Genomic DNA, 17,764 nt, shown 5'->3' with positions numbered 1-17,764 from the left:
CCTCCGTTCCCTCCGTTTCCTCCGTGTGATCCACTGCTGTTGGGATGTCCTCACTGACGACGGGCCGCCCCTCACGTCGTGGCGACGGTCGCGATCGCCAGGACGAACGTCGCGAACCCGAGCGCGGCGGTGTAGAGCAGGACCAGCAGCAGGTACTTGGCGGACGTGCGCACCCATCCCTGCGCGTACACCCGGCGCAGCGCCAGCAGCAGGTACACCAGCACCCACGCGCCCGCGACCGCGGCGACGATCAGGCTGCGCGTGAGCACCGCGGCGGTCGCGAGGGTGAACACGAGCGAGTGGAAGTGCAGCGCGAACACGAAGTGCTCCGCGTACAGCCGCTTCCGCCGCACGTACAGCAGCTTCAGGATCGCCGCGAAGACGGGGACGAGCAGGAAGAACACCTTCGGCGCGGCGTTCTGCAGCGCCTGCAGCTGCGCCCGCTCGGCCTCCTCGGGCGGCATCGCGTTCAGCCGCTTCCCTTTTTCCGCGAGGCTCCGCGCCATCGGCATCATCCACCCCGGCGCGCCCACCGTGTCGAGCGACACGAACACCGCCCCCCGTCGCTGGTCTTCCGTCACCGTCCGCGCGTCCCGGTCGCGGTACCGCAGCGACACCCGCCGCGACAGGCTGGCCGGGTCGGCCACGATCGAGATGGCGATGAAGAACAGCAGGCTGGCGACGAGATAGAGCTTCAGCGGCGCCACGTAGCGCGCGATCCGCCCCGACACGTACTCGCACGTCAGGTGGCCCGGGCGGAGGAGGAGCGCCCCCGCCGAGCGCGGCAGCGTGCCGTTGAGCGAGAGCTGGTCCTCCAGCGCCTCGGCCGCGAAGCGGCGCACGGAGACCAGCCGCTCGGTGTTGCGCTGGCCGCAGTGCGCGCAGAACTCGTCGTCCACCCATGTGTTGCAGTTCGGGCACGCGCGCGCCGGCGGCCTGCGTGGTTCGCGCGGCGGCGTGGCGGGAGGCGCGGGTGCGGCGGTCGGCGGCATGGAGAGATGACGGAAGGGGAACGGATCCAACTCTGCCGCGCCCGCTCACCGCACGCAAGCATGCTCGTCGCGCCGATGCCGCCGCGGGAGTCCGCGAAGGCGGACTTCGGGCCGTCGTTGCCGCGGTTTCGACCGCCCGGACCGGTGCCGGCGCCCTGTCTCGGTGCGAGCTCGGGTCCTATCTTCCGCCGTCCCCTCCGCATCCACGCCGCACCTCCGCAGCATGGCCGCCGACTCCGACCGCACCGACGAGCCCGCCGACGACGGAGCGCCGTCGCGCATCCCGCGGTTCGTGCGCGTGCTGCTGCGGGTGCCGCTGTTCTACAAGATCCTCATCGCCAACGCGGTGCTGGTGCTGGTGGGCACCCTGTTCGGCACGCTGGTGACCGCGCGTTTCGTGCGCGACGAGCCCGGGCGCTCGCTGATCGGCGTGGTGGGGCTGCTGGCGCTGATCGGCATCGCCATCACGCTGGCGGTGAACGCGGTGATCCTGCGCGTGGCGCTGCGCCCGCTCGACGACCTGGAGCGCACCGCCGCCCGCGTCCAGCGCGGCGAGCTGGACCGGCGCGCGCCCGTCTCACCCGTGGCCGACCGCGAGCTGGAGCGGCTGCGACGCACCTTCAACGCCATGCTCGACACCGCGGCCGCCTACCGCGCCCGCCTGCGCGAGGTGGCCGCACGCGCGCTCTCCGCCGCCGAGGAGGAGCGCAAGCGCATCGCCCGCGAGCTGCACGACGAGACGGCGCAGATGCTGGCCGCGCTCCTGATCCGCATCCGCGTGGTGCGCAACAGCCGCGACCCCGCGCAGATGGAGCCGCTGCTGGACGGGATGCGCGAGGACGTGTCGCGCGCGCTGGAGGGGATCCGCCGCTTCGCCCGGGGCCTGCGCCCGCCCGCGCTCGACGAGCTGGGGCTGGTTCCCGCCATCGAGGGCCACGCCCGCTCGCTCGAGGAGATCAGCGGCCTGGCCGTGGAGGTGCGCGCCGGCGACGTCGCCGCGGACCTGCCGCCCGTGGCGGAGCTGGCCACCTACCGCATCGTGCAGGAGGCGCTCTCCAACGTCGTCCGCCACGCGCGCGCCACCCGCGTCCGCGTCACCATCGCCCGCGACGGCGAGCGGCTGGTGGTGACGGTGGAAGACGACGGCCGCGGATTCGACCCGCAGAACGTGATCTCCAGCGAGGGCGGGGGACTGGGGTTGTTCGGGATGAAGGAGCGCGCCGGCTACATCGGCGGCCGCGTCGACGTCGACAGCACCCCCGGCGCCGGCACCCGCGTCCGCGCCGAGATCCCCCTGCGCGACACGGCGGACTGATCCCGTAGCCTCGCGGACGAGAATAGGTGTCATGCAGAGGCGCAGAGGTCGCAGAGGATCGGGCGAAAGTCCTCTGCGACCTCTGCGCCCTCTGCGTGAGGCTTTCTTTTTCCTCGGTCAGTCGAACGCACGCGCGGACGGCGGGCGCCGGAAGCTGCTCCGGGCCCGCCGTCCGCGTGCTCGCACATCTCCAAGACACCGCCGCGGCCGGCGCTCGAAGTGCGCCGTCGGCCGCGGGGAGCCTGCTGGTCCAGCGACGGAGATCAGCCGCGGCGCGCGCGGTTGACCAGGTCGCGGATCTCCTTCGCCACGTCTTCGCGGCGCTCGGTGGGGAGCGCGCTGGTCAGCACCTGCAGCGCCAGGTTCTCGGCTTCGTCCAGCTGGCCCTCGCGCTGCAGGAAGCCGGCGAACCACGCCCGCGCCTTGCGCACGGTCTTCCCGTACGGCGCGGTCCCGTCGATCAGCCCGCGCAGCCCGGTGGGGCTCATCCCCAGCTCGCGGGCCGTGTAGCGCAGGCCGTTGGTTTCCACGCTCCGCGAGAGCGCCTCGCGGACCGGCTTGAACTCCTGCAGCGTGGCGGCATCCGCTTCTTCGCGCTCCTGCCGCACAGACCGTTCTCCTGGTGCCATGGATTCCCTTTCAACACGCGGTGTGAACCAGCGTCGGACGCCGACGAAGTTGAACGCAAATGGACGAACCGTCAACACTCCCCGTCGTTAACGACCTCACCCACCCGTCCGAACGAGCCTTTATCAGCAGCATTGCGCTTGTAAAGCGCCACCAGCAGCAAAATCGGTGGATTCGCCACGCTTCTCCACCGCTCTCTCGGGTTGGTGGCCGGGGCCCGCAGGGTTATCTTTCGTGTCGGCAATAATCAGCCGTCACAGTGCGCACACGCAACTCCCGAGCCTTTTTCGCAATGGCCCTTTCTCCGCCGGCCGCGTTACCATCGGCGCCGCACAAGCCTTCCTTCTGGGACAACCTCAAGGGCGGCGAGATGCGGAAGCTCCTTCCGCGCCTCCGTCCGCACGTTCGCGCGCTCTCGGTCGCCACGGTGATGCTGCTGGCGAGCACCGCCCTGGGGCTGGCCTTCCCGTACGTGGTGGGCAGGATCTTCGACGGCGCCACGCTGCGCGCCAACCCCGGCACGCTGAACACCATCGCGCTGGTCATGGTGGGGCTGCTGGTGCTGCAGGCGGTTGCCAACTACCTGCAGAGCTACCTCCTGAGCGTCACCGGCGAGCGGGTGATCGCCTCTCTGCGCAAGGACCTGTTCGGGCACCTGCTGACCCTTCCCCCCGCCTTCTTCGCCGACCGCCGCACGGGCGAGCTCACCAGCCGCCTGGGCGCCGACGTGCAGATGCTGCAGGGCGTGCTCAGCATGGCCGTCACCTCCATGGTGCAGTCGCTGCTGACGCTGCTGGGCACCATCGTGATCCTCTTCGCCATGCAGCCCTTCCTCACCCTCATCACCCTGGCGGTGGTTCCCATGGTGGTGGGAAGCGGGCTGTGGCTGGGCGAGCGGCTGAAGAAGAGCTCGCTGGGGGTGATGGACCAGGTGGCCGAGGCCACGGCCGTGGCCGAGGAGGCGTTCAGCCAGATCCGCGTGGTGCAGAGCTTCGCGCGCGAGGACTTCGAGCGCGGCCGCTACGGCCTGAGGATGGACAACGCGGTGACGGTGGCCATGCGGCGCGCGGTCACGCGCGGGCTGTTCAACAGCGTGAACTCCTTCGCGGTGTTCAGCGCCTCGGTGCTCGTCCTCTGGCTGGGCGGGCGGATGGTGCTGGCGGGAACGCTCACGCCGGGGGTGCTGGTCGCCTTCCTCCTCTACGCCGGCTCGGCGGCGGGCGCGGTGGGCGGGATCGGCCAGCTCTGGGGGATGTACATCGAGGCCACGGGCGCCGCCGCGCGCGTGTTCGAGATCCTGGGCGCGCGCCCCAACCTCCGCGACCCCGACCACCCCAGGCCGCTGCCGGCGCCCTTCCGCGGCGGGGTGGAGTTCCGCGACGTCTGGTTCCGCTACGAGAAGCCCACCGAGCTGCCGATGCTGAACCAGGGCGGGGGCGAGGTGGCCATGGCGTGGCTGCGGATGCTGGGCGCCGCGCCCCTCGACGGCGGATCGAGCGACGAGCCCGCCATTCCCGAATGGGTGCTGCGCGGCGTGTCGTTCAACGTGGCGCCGGGCGAGACGGTGGCGCTGGTGGGCCCCAGCGGGGCGGGGAAGACCACGCTGGCGGCGCTCATCCCGCGCTTCTGGGACGTGCAGGAGGGCGCGGTGGTGGTCGACGGGGTGGACGTGCGCGAGCTGCGGCTGGCCGAGCTGCGCAGCGCCGTGGGCCTGGTGCCGCAGGAGACGCTGCTGTTCAGCGGCAGCATCCGCGAGAACATCGGCTACGGGCGCCCCGACGCGAGCGACGCGGAGGTGGTGGCGGCGGCCAGGGTGGCGCACGCGCACGAGTTCATCCAGCTCCTTCCCGAGGGGTACGACACGCGCGTGGGCGAGCGTGGGATCAAGCTCTCGGGCGGCCAGCGGCAGCGCATCTCCATCGCCCGCGCCATCCTGAAGGACCCCACGGTGCTGATCCTGGACGAGGCCACGAGCAGCCTCGACACCGAGAGCGAGGCGTTGATCGAGGACGCGCTGAACCACCTGCTGCGCGGCCGCACCACGCTGATCATCGCCCACCGGCTGTCCACCGTGCGGCGCGCGGACCGGCTGCTGGTGCTGGATGGCGGCAACATCGTGGAGGAGGGGACGCACGCCGAGTTGCTGGCCCACAACGGCCTGTACGCGCGCCTCTACGCCCGCCAGTTCCGTGACGACGACGCCCGCCCGGTCGATCTCCTCTCCGACCCCGAGCAGGAGCCGGTCGTCGCGGTGATGGAAGAGAGCCTGTAAGCCATCCGGCAGATTCTCACGCCGGAATCAAGCGTGGCCGAGACACCCAGCTGTCTCGGCCACGATTGATTTCCGATCTCTCCGATCTCGACGGGAAACAGTGGGAGGAGGTCACCTGGCGGGCAGAATCCAGCTCTCCCACGCCGAGTCTTCCCCCCGCGCTGAGGTCTCCCCCTCCCCCAGTCGGTTTTGGGGGAGGGGGCCGGGGGGAGAGGGCCCGCGCACGTAACCTCATCCCATCCAACCAGTTGTGCGGATCGATCCGCGCCGGTGGCAGGGCTCCGGCGCGGACCGTTATATTTCCCGCTTTCCAAGCCCCGCCCCACCGCTCCTGGAGACGAAGCGGCAATGAGCTCCGCAGGCAACGACAGCAAGGTCGAAACGCTGGTCATCATCGGCTCCGGGCCCGCCGCCTGGACCGCGGCCGTCTACGCCGCGCGCGCCAACCTCGACCCGCTGGTGATCGAGGGCGAGCCCTCGCGCGAGATGATCCCCGGCGGGCAGCTGATGTACACCACCGACATCGAGAACTTCCCGGGCTTTCCCGAGGGCGTGGACGGGCAGGAGCTGATGGACCGGATGAAGAAGCAGGCCGTCCGCTTCGGTGCGCGCACGATGATGGAGAACGTGGCCTCGGTCGACTTCTCGCAGCGGCCGTTCGTGCTGCGCCCCAGCTGGTCGCCCGAGCTGCGCGCGCAGGCGGTGATCGTGGCCACCGGCGCGCGCGCCAACTGGCTGGGGCTGCCCAACGAGGAGCGGCTGGCGCAGAGCGGCGGCGGCGTGAGCGCCTGCGCGGTGTGCGACGGCGCCCTCCCCGCGTTCCGCAACCAGCGGCTGGTGGTCGTCGGCGGTGGCGACTCGGCGATGGAGGAGGCCACCTACCTCACCAAGTACGCCAGCGAGGTGGTGCTCGTGCACCGGCGCGACTCGTTCCGCGCCTCGCAGGTGATGCAGGACCGGGTGCTGGCGAATCCCAAGATCACCGTGCGCTGGAACACGCAGGTGACCGACGTGCTGGGCGACGACGTGATCACCGGCGTGCGGCTGCGCAGCACGGTCACGGGCGAGGAGGAAGACTTCCCCTGCGGCGGGATGTTCGTGGCCATCGGCCACACGCCCAACACCGCGTTCCTCGACGGGCAGGTGGAGCTGAGCCCGCACGGCTACGTCAGGCTCTGCCATGCCTGGCGCACGGAGACGTCGGTTCCCGGCGTGTTCGCCGCGGGCGACGTGATGGACGACTACTACCGCCAGGCCATCACCGCCGCGGGAACGGGGTGCATGGCCGCGCTCGAGGCGGAGCGGTGGATGGCGCACCACGGCGTGGCCGAGGCCGAGCCGCCCGTGCTGGAGACGGCCGAGAGCTCCATCGGGTTGGGCGAGGCCGGGGCGTCGTGACACGGAGTCTGAAAAGATTGAATCTCACGCAGAGTCAGCAGGGTAAGCAGTTAAACCGCAGTTTTTCTGCTGACTCTGCTAACTCTGCGTGAGACCTGTTGTTTCGTTTCTTTCGAATGGATGGAAGAAGGGCCGCGACGGCGATTGTCGCGGCCCTTCGTGCGTTCAGCGGTGCCCGGGGACGGGGACCGGCTTGGCGATCGGCTTCGTCCGCGGCGGCGATGCGTCCGGTTCCTGCTGGCCGTCGTCGCCGCTGCCGCCGCCCAGCAGGTCGCCGACGGCGTGCACGGCCGAGCCCAGCCACGACTCTCCGCCGACGCCGTCCAGGTGCAGCGGGCAGGTGTCCGTCGGCTCGGTGCCGGAGAGGAAGTACTCCGTCACCACGTCCTCGCGCGGGCAGCTGGGCGATGCGAGGCGGCCTGTGCGGCGGTCGATCTCGCGCGCCTGCAGATCCGGCGGCGGCACCCAGGCCACGGGCGCGGGATGGCGGCGGTAGTAGTCCGCCATCACCCTCCCCCACACCGGCGCCGCCAGCCCGCCGCCGGATGCGTCCGCCAGGATCGCCTGCGGCCGGTCGAAGCCCATCCACACGCCCGCGACGATGTCCGGCGTCACCCCGATGAACCAGACGTCGGCGCCCTCGTCCGTGGTCCCCGTCTTCCCCGCGGCGGGGATGGTGGCGGGGAGCGCGGCGCGGACGCCCGTTCCCGTGCCGCGGTCCACCACGTCGCGCATCATGGACGTGGTGAGATAGGAGACGGCGGGCGAGAGCGCGAATCTCCGTGACGTCGAGGCCTGGTAGACGACGGTGCCGTCCGTATCCACCACCCGGCGGATCAGCCGCGGCGTGGAGAGCGCGCCTCCGGTGGCGAACACCGAGTAGGCCGCGACCAGCTCCAGCGGCACCACCTCGGCCGCGCCCAGGAAGGTGGACGGGTACGGCGGGATCGGCGTGCGGATTCCCAGGTCGCGCGCCTCTGCGGCCACGCGCGTGATGCCGATCATGTTGCCCAGCACCACCGTCGCCCGGTTGGACGACAGGCGGAGCGCGTCGCGGAGATCGACGTCGAGCGAGTCGGAGACGTGGTCGGCGGGGCGGTAGTCGCCCAGCGTTCCCGCCGCGTTGGGCCCCAGCAGCGGCGTGGTGACGGGGATCCCCTGCGCGATGGCCGCGGCGTAGACGATCGGCTTGAACGCCGAGCCGGCCTGCCGCCTGGCCTGCGTCGCCCGGTCGAACTGGCTGAGCGCGTAGTCGCGGCCGCCGACGAGCGCCAGGACGTCGCCGTCCGCCGGGTCCATCGCCACGAACACGCCCTGCAGGCAGTTGCCGGGATACGCGGGCGGGCGGGCGGAGCACGAGACGTGGCGGAAACGCCCCATCCGCCCCGACTCGACCGCCGCCAGCTGGCGCACCAGCTCGCGCTCGGCGGTGGCCTGCAGCGCGGGGTCGAGCGTGGTGTAGACCTTGAAGCCGCGCGACTCCGCGTCGGGCCCGAAGCGCTGCAGCAGCTCGCGCCGCACCGCGGCCACGAAGTACGGCGCCGCGCCGCTGGCCTCGCGCGGGGCCACGAGCTTCAGCGGCTGCGCCTTGGCCTCGGCGGCCTCGGCGGCGTCGATCACCCCGGCGTGGGCCATCTGGTCCAGCACCAGGTCGCGCCGGGCCTTCGCAGCGTCGGGGTTGCGGCGCGGGTCGTAGTAGCTGGGCGCCTTCGGCAGCGCGGCGAGGACGGCCGCCTCGGCGTTGGTCAGCCGCGAGACGGGCTTGCCGAAGTAGCCCTGCGCCGCGGCCTCCACGCCGTAGAGCCCGTTCCCCAGGTAGATCTGGTTGAGGTACAGCTCCAGGATCTCGTCCTTGCTGAACGCCGCCTCGATCTTCCTCGCCAGCACGATCTCGGCGAGCTTGCGGCGCAGCGTCTTGGCCCGCGTGAGCTGCTCGGGGAAGACGTTGCGCGCCAGCTGCATGGTCAGCGTGCTGAACCCCTCCTTCCACGACAGCGCGCGCGCGTCTCGCGCCAGCGCGCCGAACGCGCGGCGCCAGTCCACGCCGTGGTGGCGGTAGAAGCGCTTGTCCTCCACCGCCAGGAAGGCGCCCGACACGTGCGCGGGGATGCGCGGCAGCGGCACCACGGTCCGCCGCTCGGGCGCCAGGTTGGCGATCAGCCGGCCGCGCCCGTCGAACACCTGCGTGGCCTGCGGCGGGGTGTAGGTGCGGAGCGCGGCCACCGACGGGCAGTCGCCGCCGGAGCAGCGGGGCCACATCCAGGCCAGCCCCGCCGCGCCCACCAGCACGCCGATGCCGGCGACGATCAGCGCGGCCTTCTGCAGCCCGCGCGGAACGGGGCGCCCGCGGCTCTTGCGGCCGCGAGCAGGGCGTCGCTTTGCTGCCACTTCAATCAGGGGGAATGGGGATCGAGAGCGCCCGCGCCGGTCCGGGCCACGGTGCGTACCGTGGGAATATAATTGAAGTTCCGGCGCTTGCGGAGGTTTTCCCGCTCCGGCTCATCAACTCTTGATCTTCATCCGCGGGAGATGGATGCGAGATCGGACGCGCGAGATCCCGGTTTCGCGCGCGGTTCTCCCCCGCCCCTGCGAAGCGTGGAGGGGTTGGGGGAGGGGGCCGCTGCGGGCGCGGACAGGCCGGTCGAGCAGGCCGGGTGTTTCCCTGCGGAGGGCCACGCCCGAATCCCCTCCGTTCCCCTCTCCATGCAGAAGCTGAACGAGGGCAAAGATTTAGAAAAAAGCGCGGTGGAGATGCAACTGCTCCGGTACGCGTTATGCCCTTCCCCCTCGGCGCCGCTCGGGTGGCGGCCGCGGGAGCTGTTCAGGACGGAGGGAAGCGATGCGGATCCTGGTTGCCGACGACGAGCCCGCCAGCGCCCAGGCGCTGAAGGACCTGCTCGAGATCATCGGGCACCACGTAGTCGGCCCCGCGCCCGATGGCGCGGAGGCGGTGCGGCTGGCCGCCTGCGAGCATCCGGATCTGGCCATCCTCGACATCGACATGCCGCGCCTGTCGGGGTTCGACGCCATCGACCAGATCACCCGCCACCGCCCCATCCCCGTGATCGTGCTCACGGCGCACAGCGACGCGGAGTTCGTGGACCGCGCCGCCGAGCTCCCCGTGTTCAACTACCTGACCAAGCCGGCCGCGGTGGACCGGATCATCCCCGCCATCCGTCTGGCCGAGGCGCGCTTCCGCGAGTGGAGCGCGCTCTCGGGCCGCGTGAGCGAGCTGGCGCGGAAGATGGACGAGCGGAAGACCATCGAGCGCGCCAAGGGGATCCTGATGGAGGTGCGGGGGATCAACGAAGGCGCGGCCTACCGCCTGATCCAGCGCGAGAGCCAGCAGCGCAGCCGCAGCATGATCGACGTGGCGCGCAGCATCATCGCCACGCAGGGCGTTTTCCGGCGCCCCGCCGAAGAGCCGACCGTGGAGCCCGCCGCCTGAGCGCCGATCCCGGCACCGCCCCTCCGCGCCGCCGGCTGGAGATCGTTCCCGCCGGCGGCGTTCGCATGGACTTCGCCGCCGCGCTGGGGCGCGAGATCGACGCGCTGCTCGGCACCGCGCACCGCCTTGCCGCGCCGCTCCCGATCCCCGCGGCGTGGCGCGACGGCGAGGGACGGGTGCGCTCGGACGCGCTGGTCGACGCGCTGCTGGACGTCGCGGCTGCGGACGACGCGCCGCGGTGGCGGCTGGCGGTGACGGACGCGGAGCTGGCGGCGCCGGGGGTGGGGCGCGTGTTCGGCGAGGCGGCGGTGGGCGGGGGATGCGCCGCCGTGGGATTGGGCGGACTTGACGGCGGAAGCCGTTGCGGCAGCGAGACTTTGCTCGATCGCGCCACGAAGGCGGCGGTGCACGAGCTGGCCCACGCGGCGGGGCTTGCGCATTGCGCCGACCCGATCTGCGTCATGTACCCGTCGCTCCACATTGCCGACACCGACCGCAAAGCCAAAGTTTTCTGCACGCGCTGCAGAGAGGACTACGACAACGCAACCCTTGATGCGGCGCGGAGCTGAGGTTACGTTGTGCCGAGCCGCACGCAATTCCCATCCATTCACCCCAGCCCAACATTGCACCGGCAAACCCGCGCATGCCGCACGGCGGAGGCACGCCCATGAACCACGAATCTCCACGCTCTCTGCGCCGGGCCTACCTGGAGTGGGTGGAGGAGCAGGTGGAAGAGTTCAAGGACGCCATTCCCCGCTCGCGCCTCCTTGCCATTGCCGACGAGGTGGTGGGCGAGCTGCGGCTTTCGCGCGGAGGGCAGTACCAGCTGACCGAGGTGCTGCTCTGCGACGCCATGAACCGGTACCTGTTCAAGCTGCTGAAGCTTCCCGGCTACCGCGCCTGGTGCGCCCAGCGCGCCATGGACCAGGAGCAGCCGCGCGAGGCCCGGGTGATCCCCTTCCGCGAGATCGCGCCGCAGGTCGTGGCCGTTCGCCCGCCCGCGGCCGCCGCGGCCACGGACGAGCCCATCGCCTGTGTCGGTTAGACACGAATTCTGCCCCATCTTTGACACGGATGACGGGGGGCGGTAGCTTGCCGCAATCCGGAAGTCGTTGGTCGGCGTAGACTTCCATGGGTGCCGCGACCGGGCATGGCTCGTGCCCCCCGGCCGCGGCGTGCGCGTTTACATGCGGTGCGCGCGCGGCCGGAGACCCTTTGCCGGGGCGTGACGATGGCGAACGACGAATTCAGCGGCGGCGACCTGCCCGCCGATGAGGGTGAGGTGGTGGGGATCGTGGTGCAGGGCGGGCGGGTCGCCCCGATGCAGCCGCACCTGGATTTCGTGTGGGGCCCGCCGGAGTTCCAGGCGGCCCCCAGCCTTCCCTTCGGGCGGTGGAAGCCGGGGGCGAAGGCGGCCTGAGGCGGCTGACTTACAGATCATCGAGAGGGCGCGGGAGCATCGGCTTCCGCGCCCTTTCCATATCCGGCGTGGCGAGATGCCGGGTGCCGATCCGGGAATTCGGGTGGCACATCCATGCGGATCCCAGGCTGACGTCATCCTGAGGCCGGCCAGACTGTAATCAGCGTCTGCGCGATCGTTTGCAGGCCGAAGGATCTATCGCTGCGTCAGCACGCAATCCGGTGAGATGCACAAACACCTCCCCCGGATATGGGGATCAGTTCACGATCACCGTGCCGGAGGAGATGTTTGTCAGGTCGTAGTCCGGAGCGCCCTGCGTGCAGGTGGGCCCCGTCGTCGCCGCGGCCAGGATGATGGTGTTGGCCAGGTCGGGCGAGCCGTCCTGCACCTCGAAATACGCGTCCATCCCCTCGATCGTGGCGTCGCTGCTCTCGTTCACGGTCCCCGAAAGCCTGGCGAGCCCGCCCGACTTGAAGATGCAGTTGATGTCGACCGAGAACGCCACGTCGCCGGTGGCGGAGTAGGCCACCGCCGTGCCCGTGGTCACGCTGCTGCCGTTGTTCGATGCCACCACGCCCAGGGTGTAGCCGGACGACAGCCTCACCGCGGCCACCACGCTGGCGTTGGCCGTGCCCGTCTTGCGGAGGGTGACGTCGGGCGTACCGCCCCGTGCCGCGGTGGGCGCGCGGTCACAGGCGCTCGCGGGGACGGCGAGGGCGGCGAGCAGGAGGAGTGCGGTGGCTTTCATACGGCCTCCAAGTGGGGGTGAGGGCGCCAGCGTCTGTGTTTAGTGTCGTAAATTGTAAGGCGCCACTTCGCCATGCTAACACGGTCGGCAAGGCCATACAAGGAAACGTGTTGGGGGAGAACTGGTCCCAATCCTTGCAGCAGATTCTGGCGCGTCCGGTAGCAGCAGTATGATTGGCGCAATTGATTCGTATCTGTCCGCAGCGCCGCGCGCCGGCTGAGTAGGGGAGGCCCGTTGCCGCCGCCCGTCCCCCGGGCCTACATTCCCCCTCGATTTCCCTACGACAACTGGCGAAGAGACATGGCCAAGAACTCGACGTTCGACATCACCTCCAGCGTGGACCTGCAGGAGGTGGACAACGCCGTGAACCAGGCGCGCAAGGAAGTGCTGCAGCGCTACGACTTCAAGGGCGCCACGGCGGAGATCGACTTCGACAAGAAGGCGGGCACGCTCAAGCTGCTGGCCGACGACGACTACAAGCTCAAGGCGCTGGTCGACGTCATCCAGAGCAAGCTCATCAAGCGCGGCGTGCCCATCCGCAACCTGGACTACGGCGAGGTGGAGCAGGCGTTCGGCGGTAAGGCGCGGCAGACCGTCACCCTGGTGCAGAGCATCAGCACCGAGAAGGCGAAGGAGATCGTCCGCTCGATCAAGGACGGCGGGTTCAAGAAGGTGAACGCGCAGATCCAGGACGAGCAGGTGCGCGTCACCTCGCCGTCGATCGACGAGCTGCAGGCGGTGATCGCCCACCTGAAGAAGCAGGACTTCGGGCTGGAGCTGAGCTTCGGCAACTTCCGCTCGCAATGACGGATCGCCCGAAGTCTTCCGCGCTCTTCCGCCGCGCGGTCGAGGTGACGCCCGGCGGGGTGAACTCGCCGGTGCGCGCGTTTCGCTCGGTGGGCGGCGAGCCGTTCTTCGTCTCGCGCGCGGAAGGAGCGCGCATCTGGGACGCGGATGGAAACGAGTACATCGATTACGTGCTGAGCTGGGGCCCGATGATCCTGGGCCACGCGCATCCGGCCGTGGTCCGCGCCGTGTGCGACGCGGCGCAGCGGGGGACCAGCTACGGCGCGCCGACCGAGGCCGAGGTGGAGCTCGCCGAGGTGGTGCGCGAGCTGGTGCCGTCGATGGAGCGCGTGCGCTTCGTCAGCAGCGGCACGGAAGCCACGATGAGCGCCGTCCGCCTGGCGCGCGGCTATACCGGGCGCGACTTCATTCTCAAGTTCGACGGCTGCTACCACGGCCACGGCGACTCCTTCCTGGTGAAGGCGGGCTCCGGCGTGGCCACGCTCGGCCTCCCCAACTCGCCCGGCGTTCCCGCGGAGCTGTCGAAGCTCACGCTCACCGCGCCGTTCAACGACCTCGACGCGGTGGAGGCGGTCTTCCGCGCGCACCCGGGGCGCATCGCGGCCGTGATCCTGGAGCCGGTGGTGGGGAACGCGGGCTTCATCCCCCCCGTGGACGGCTTTCTCCCCGCGCTGCGGCGGATCACGGAGGAGGACGGCGCGCTCCTGGTCTTCGACGAGGTGATGACGGGGTTCCGCGTGGCCCGCGGCGGCGCGCAGGAGCGCTTCGGCGTCCGCTCCGATCTCACCACGCTGGGGAAGGTGATCGGCGGCGGCCTGCCCGTCGGCGCGTACGGCGGGCGGACGGAGATCATGGATCACGTCGCGCCCGTCGGCCCCGTCTACCAGGCGGGCACCCTCTCCGGCAACCCGCTGGCGATGGCCGCCGGCCTGGCGCAGCTCCGCATCCTCCGCGACGAGGATCCCTATCCCGAGCTGGAGATGCGGACGGCACGGCTGGTGGCGGGGCTGCTGGAGGCGGCGGGAGAGATGGGCGTCGCCGCGAGCGGAGGGAACCTCGGCTCGATGTGGGGATTGTTCTTCGCCGCTGGGCCGGTGCGGAGCTTCGACGACGCGAAGCGGAGCGACGTGCCGCTCTTCAACCGCTTCTTCCACGGGATGCTGGACCGGGGCGTGTTCCTGGCGCCCAGCCAGTTCGAGGCGGGGTTCACCTCCACCGCCCACACCGACGCCGACGTGGACGAGACCGTCGGCCGCGCGCGGGAGGCGCTGCGTGCGGCGCTGGGCTGAGGCGGCCGCGGTGCTGGCGCTGGCCGCGATGGCCGGCTGCCGCACGCAGGAGATCCGCTACGGCCCCGTCCCCGTGCCGCCGAGCCCGCGCCCCGCGCCGCCGCCTCCGCCCGCGCCGGCGCCGCCGCCGGTGGACGAGCCCGCGCCGGCACCCGCCTCCGCGGCGCCGCCGGTCCGCGTCGGGCTGGTGGTCGACGTCCCCGCCGGCACCGTCTCGTCTCCCTCCGGGCTGACGGTGGAGACGGAGAGCGGCGAGAACATCGACGAGCTGGCGCCCGGCCGCAGCCTGGCGTTCGGGACGGACGGCGACGGGATCGCGATGACGGTGCTCGGCCCCGGCGGCGATCCCGACGGGCGGACGCGCCGCGGCCTGCGCTCCCCCGTGGTGGTGCGCGCGGCGGACGGCGGCGTGGTGGAAGTGCGCGGCGAGCCGTACCGCGGCGCCATCCTGGTGCAGGAGGCGGGGCGGCGCGGGCTGACCTTCGTCAACCGGGTGGACGTGGAGAGCTATCTCCTCGGCGTGGTGCCGGCGGAGATCGGCGAGGTGGACGAGAGCGCGTTCGAGGCGGTGAAGGCGCAGGCCGTGGCCGCGCGGACGTACGCGATGAAGTACATGGGGCGGCGCAGCTCGCTCGGCTTCGACGTCTATCCCAACACGCAGGACCAGGTGTACGGCGGCGTCCGCGCCGAGCGCGCGCTCGTTTCCCGCGCCGTACGCGAGACCGCGGGCGAGGTGCTGACGTACGGCGGCGAGCCGATCACCGCGTACTACCACTCCACCTGCGCGGGGCGGACGGCGGCCATCAACGAGGTGTGGAACGTCTCGCCCGTCCCCTATCTCGTGTCCGTCGAGGACGTCGATCCGAGGACGGGCGAGGCGTACGACCGCTCCAGCAGCCGCTTCCGCTGGACGGAGCGCTGGTCGGAGAGCCAGCTGGTCTCCATCCTGAACCGCACGCTGGCCGATTCGCTGCGCGGCCGACGCATCCACGCGATCGAGGACATGGACGTGCTGTCGCGCACGCAGAGCGGCCGCGTGCGGGCGATGCGCATCGACACCGACGCCGGCTCGTTCACCGTGGGCCGCGACCGGGTGCGGTGGATCCTCACGCCGACACGTGGCGGGATCCTGAACAGCAGCAAGTTCGACGTGCGGCTGGAGCGCTCCGGCGGGCAGACGCAGATCGTGGCCGAGGGCGGGGGTTGGGGCCACGGCATCGGGATGTGCCAGGTCGGCGCCATGGGCCGCGCGCGCGCCGGCCAGGACTATCGCACCATCCTGGAGACGTACTATCCCGGCGCGCGGCTGACGCGGATGTACTGAGCGCGGGGAGGCTGGATCCTGCCCGCCCGGCGCGGAGGCCCTCTCCCCCCGGCCCCCTCCCCCAAAACAGCCTGGGGGAGGGGGAGACCTCAGCGCGGGGATGGGCTTCGGCTCTCAGGGGCAGCGCTTGGTCTCGGCTCGTGACTGCGGTATGCGCTGAGTAGCCGCGAGCGAAGCGAGCCCCCGTCCCTCCCCCAGTCGGTTTGGGGGAGGGACCGGCGCGAAGCGCCAGGGAGAGGGCCACACGCGGCCGCGGTTCGCACCGCTGCATCGCCCGTCACCAGCCACTTTCGCACCTTCGCACTCTCGCACTCTCGCACTCTCGCACTCTCGCACTCTCGCACTTCTCCCACCGAGGAACCGTGACCGTCCACCGCCCTCCGACCCGCATCGCCGTGCTGGGTGCCGGCGCCATCGCGCAGGTGGTGCACCTGCCCATCCTCAGCCGCATGCGCGGGGTGGAGATCGCCGCCGTCAGCGACCGCGACGCCCACACCGCGCGCACCATCGCTGACCGCTACGGCTCGCGCGCGGTCGAGGCGCAGGCGATCTGGGACGACCCGTCGATCCAGGCGGTGGTGGTGTGCACCCCCAGCCATCGCCACGAGGAGAACGTCCGCGACGCGCTGGCGGCCGGGAAGTACGTGCTGTGCGAGAAGCCGCTGGCGCTCACCGCCGAGGGCGTGTCGCGCATCCTGGCCACGAGTGGCGCGGAGGAGCGGCTGCTGGTGGGGATGAACCAGCGCTTCCGCCCCGATGCGCGGGCGCTGCGCTCGTTCGTGGTCAGCGGCGAACTGGGCGACGTCTACTACCTGAAGACGGGATGGCTCAGCCGCACCAAGCCCAGCGGGCGGCTGCGCTCGTGGCGCCAGTCGCGCGGGGCGGGCGGCGGCGCGTTCATGGACCTGGGGCTGCAGATGCTCGACCTGGCGCTGTGGACCTTCGGCTACCCGAAGCCGCTGCGCGTGTCGGCCCACACGCACACGCCGGACGGCGTGGAGGTGGAGGACGCGGCGGCCCTGCTGTTGCGTCTGGAAGGCGACCGGCTGGTGAACCTGGAGGTCACCTGGTCGCTGATCGCGCGGCGCGACCGGCAGTTCATGCACCTGCTGGGCACGGCCGGCTCCGGCTCGCTCTCGCCGCTGCAGGTGTTCCGGCAGATGGACCGCGGGCTGGTGAACGTCTCGCCGTCGATGGCGCCGGGCACCGAGAACATCTTCACCGCCAGCTACCGCAACGAGCTGCAGCACTTCGTGGCCGTGCTGCGCGGCGAGCAGAAGCTGGACGCGCCCACCGAGCACGTGCAGCTGATGCGCATCATGGAGGCCGCCTTCCAGTCCGCCGCCGAGGGCCGGGAGATCGATCTCTCCGGCGTGTGATCAGGGGAGAGGCGACAGGGGACAGCAGGAGGTCGCGCCGATGCAGACGTGAAATCACCCTCCCCAGTCGGTTCTGGGGGGAGGGTCGCGCGAAGCGCGGGGTGGGGGGCCTCCGGGCCGCAGCCTCGCAGTGACTTTCGTCAGATGAAGGAGAGGGGTGGGGAGATGGGCGACGTGAGCGAGCTGATCGATGGGCTGAACGAGGATCTTTCGGCCGAGTACCAGGCGGTGGTGATGTACCGCACGTACGCCGCGCTGGTGAGCGGGCCGTGGCGGCAGGAGCTGCGCGCGTTCTTCGAGAAGGAGATCCCCGACGAGCTGGGGCACGCGGCGTTCCTGGCCGACAAGGTGGTGGCGCTGGGCGGCACCCCGGCGGTGACCGTGGCCCCGGTGCCGATCCCCCGCGACGCGCGCGAGATGCTCGAGAACGCGCTGCAGGCCGAGGTGGACACCATCGAGCGCTACACGAAGCGGATCGAGCAGGCCGACGCCTGCGGCGAGATCTCCATCCGCGTGCAGCTCGAGAACCTGATCGTCGACGAATCCACCCACCGCGACGAGATCCGCCGGATGCTGATGGACTGGCGGTAGGACGCCTCCTATCTCATCCAGAGATGGTTCAGAAAACCGGAGAGGATGGCGCCGCGGCATCGCGCCCTCTCCGGCGAGCCTAAGCGAGCCGGAGAGGGCGCGATGCTGGGTCCGGGCAGGGAAGACGGGTTGCCCGAAACGCAACAATTTGATA

General features: G+C 71.0%; 16 protein-coding genes. 12 read left to right on the top strand and 4 right to left on the bottom strand.

Annotated features, from left to right (window positions below):
* Positions 1-71: 71 nt before the first annotated feature.
* On the bottom strand, positions 72-899 hold the full coding sequence (locus VF092_20765) for a DUF3667 domain-containing protein (protein HEX6749737.1): 828 nt from the start codon (positions 897-899) through the stop codon (positions 72-74).
* 316 nt (positions 900-1,215) lie between these two features.
* Between VF092_20765 and VF092_20760 the strand changes: the two genes are divergently transcribed.
* Positions 1,216-2,307: an ATP-binding protein gene (locus VF092_20760; GenBank protein HEX6749736.1), complete on the top strand. Its 1,092-nt coding sequence runs from the start codon at positions 1,216-1,218 to the stop codon at positions 2,305-2,307.
* A 263-nt stretch (positions 2,308-2,570) separates the two neighbouring features.
* Here VF092_20760 and VF092_20755 read toward each other — a convergent pair whose 3' ends face one another.
* Entirely contained in the window at positions 2,571-2,915 is a 345-nt protein-coding gene (locus tag VF092_20755; protein ID HEX6749735.1) for a hypothetical protein, read from the bottom strand.
* 389 nt (positions 2,916-3,304) lie between these two features.
* On the opposite strand from VF092_20755, the gene VF092_20750 reads away from it, so the two are divergent.
* Together VF092_20750 and trxB are read left to right on the top strand one after the other, a co-directional pair.
* On the top strand, positions 3,305-5,206 hold the full coding sequence (locus VF092_20750; GenBank protein HEX6749734.1) for an ABC transporter transmembrane domain-containing protein: 1,902 nt from the start codon (positions 3,305-3,307) through the stop codon (positions 5,204-5,206).
* A gap of 348 nt (positions 5,207-5,554) precedes the next feature.
* The gene (gene trxB, locus VF092_20745) at positions 5,555-6,604 is read left to right on the top strand and encodes a thioredoxin-disulfide reductase (protein ID HEX6749733.1); all 1,050 of its coding nucleotides are present in this window, start codon (positions 5,555-5,557) and stop codon (positions 6,602-6,604) included.
* Between the two features lie 165 nt (positions 6,605-6,769).
* Here the strand turns inward: trxB and VF092_20740 are convergent, their stop codons facing one another.
* A complete protein-coding gene (locus VF092_20740; protein HEX6749732.1) occupies positions 6,770-8,992 on the bottom strand; it encodes a PBP1A family penicillin-binding protein in 2,223 nt (740 codons plus the stop codon).
* A 451-nt stretch (positions 8,993-9,443) separates the two neighbouring features.
* On the opposite strand from VF092_20740, the gene VF092_20735 reads away from it, so the two are divergent.
* The 4 genes from VF092_20735 (at position 9,444) to VF092_20720 (ending at position 11,472) form a co-directional block, all read left to right on the top strand.
* Positions 9,444-10,052 (top strand): response regulator, encoded by a 609-nt coding sequence (locus VF092_20735; GenBank protein HEX6749731.1) that lies wholly within the window; start codon positions 9,444-9,446, stop codon positions 10,050-10,052.
* A gap of 65 nt (positions 10,053-10,117) precedes the next feature.
* On the top strand, positions 10,118-10,621 hold the full coding sequence (locus tag VF092_20730; protein HEX6749730.1) for a matrixin family metalloprotease: 504 nt from the start codon (positions 10,118-10,120) through the stop codon (positions 10,619-10,621).
* A gap of 98 nt (positions 10,622-10,719) precedes the next feature.
* Complete coding sequence (locus VF092_20725; GenBank protein HEX6749729.1) at positions 10,720-11,097, top strand: hypothetical protein; 378 nt, start codon at positions 10,720-10,722, stop codon at positions 11,095-11,097.
* A 186-nt stretch (positions 11,098-11,283) separates the two neighbouring features.
* Positions 11,284-11,472, top strand: a complete 189-nt coding sequence (locus tag VF092_20720; GenBank protein HEX6749728.1) for a hypothetical protein — start codon at positions 11,284-11,286, stop codon at positions 11,470-11,472.
* Positions 11,473-11,728: 256 nt separating this feature from the next.
* Here VF092_20720 and VF092_20715 read toward each other — a convergent pair whose 3' ends face one another.
* On the bottom strand, positions 11,729-12,220 hold the full coding sequence (locus VF092_20715) for a hypothetical protein (GenBank protein ID HEX6749727.1): 492 nt from the start codon (positions 12,218-12,220) through the stop codon (positions 11,729-11,731).
* Between the two features lie 300 nt (positions 12,221-12,520).
* On the opposite strand from VF092_20715, the gene VF092_20710 reads away from it, so the two are divergent.
* The 5 genes from VF092_20710 (at position 12,521) to VF092_20690 (ending at position 17,610) form a co-directional block, all read left to right on the top strand.
* A complete protein-coding gene (locus VF092_20710; protein ID HEX6749726.1) occupies positions 12,521-13,027 on the top strand; it encodes a YajQ family cyclic di-GMP-binding protein in 507 nt (168 codons plus the stop codon).
* The gene (hemL, locus tag VF092_20705) at positions 13,024-14,316 is read left to right on the top strand and encodes a glutamate-1-semialdehyde 2,1-aminomutase (protein ID HEX6749725.1); all 1,293 of its coding nucleotides are present in this window, start codon (positions 13,024-13,026) and stop codon (positions 14,314-14,316) included. Before VF092_20710 ends, hemL begins: the two co-directional genes overlap by 4 nt.
* The gene (locus tag VF092_20700; GenBank protein HEX6749724.1) at positions 14,300-15,640 is read left to right on the top strand and encodes a SpoIID/LytB domain-containing protein; all 1,341 of its coding nucleotides are present in this window, start codon (positions 14,300-14,302) and stop codon (positions 15,638-15,640) included. Before hemL ends, VF092_20700 begins: the two co-directional genes overlap by 17 nt.
* Positions 15,641-16,002: 362 nt before the next feature.
* Positions 16,003-17,019, top strand: a complete 1,017-nt coding sequence (locus VF092_20695; GenBank protein HEX6749723.1) for a Gfo/Idh/MocA family oxidoreductase — start codon at positions 16,003-16,005, stop codon at positions 17,017-17,019.
* Between the two features lie 165 nt (positions 17,020-17,184).
* Positions 17,185-17,610, top strand: a complete 426-nt coding sequence (locus tag VF092_20690) for a ferritin-like domain-containing protein (GenBank protein ID HEX6749722.1) — start codon at positions 17,185-17,187, stop codon at positions 17,608-17,610.
* The last annotated feature ends 154 nt before the right edge of the window (positions 17,611-17,764 follow it).

The organism is Longimicrobium sp., assembly GCA_036377595.1.
GTDB lineage: Bacteria > Gemmatimonadota > Gemmatimonadetes > Longimicrobiales > Longimicrobiaceae > Longimicrobium.
This window is presented reverse-complemented; position numbering and strand designations above follow the sequence as displayed.

Coding starts and splice junctions, on each gene's coding strand:
- VF092_20730 (HEX6749730.1), top strand. CDS start 10,118: ATGGACTTCGCCGCCGCGCTGGGGCGCGAGATCGACGCGCTGCTCGGC.
- trxB (HEX6749733.1), top strand. CDS start 5,555: ATGAGCTCCGCAGGCAACGACAGCAAGGTCGAAACGCTGGTCATCATC.
- VF092_20725 (HEX6749729.1), top strand. CDS start 10,720: ATGAACCACGAATCTCCACGCTCTCTGCGCCGGGCCTACCTGGAGTGG.
- VF092_20715 (HEX6749727.1), bottom strand. CDS start 12,220: ATGAAAGCCACCGCACTCCTCCTGCTCGCCGCCCTCGCCGTCCCCGCG.
- VF092_20690 (HEX6749722.1), top strand. CDS start 17,185: ATGGGCGACGTGAGCGAGCTGATCGATGGGCTGAACGAGGATCTTTCG.
- VF092_20735 (HEX6749731.1), top strand. CDS start 9,444: ATGCGGATCCTGGTTGCCGACGACGAGCCCGCCAGCGCCCAGGCGCTG.
- VF092_20750 (HEX6749734.1), top strand. CDS start 3,305: ATGCGGAAGCTCCTTCCGCGCCTCCGTCCGCACGTTCGCGCGCTCTCG.
- hemL (HEX6749725.1), top strand. CDS start 13,024: ATGACGGATCGCCCGAAGTCTTCCGCGCTCTTCCGCCGCGCGGTCGAG.
- VF092_20760 (HEX6749736.1), top strand. CDS start 1,216: ATGGCCGCCGACTCCGACCGCACCGACGAGCCCGCCGACGACGGAGCG.
- VF092_20720 (HEX6749728.1), top strand. CDS start 11,284: ATGGCGAACGACGAATTCAGCGGCGGCGACCTGCCCGCCGATGAGGGT.
- VF092_20710 (HEX6749726.1), top strand. CDS start 12,521: ATGGCCAAGAACTCGACGTTCGACATCACCTCCAGCGTGGACCTGCAG.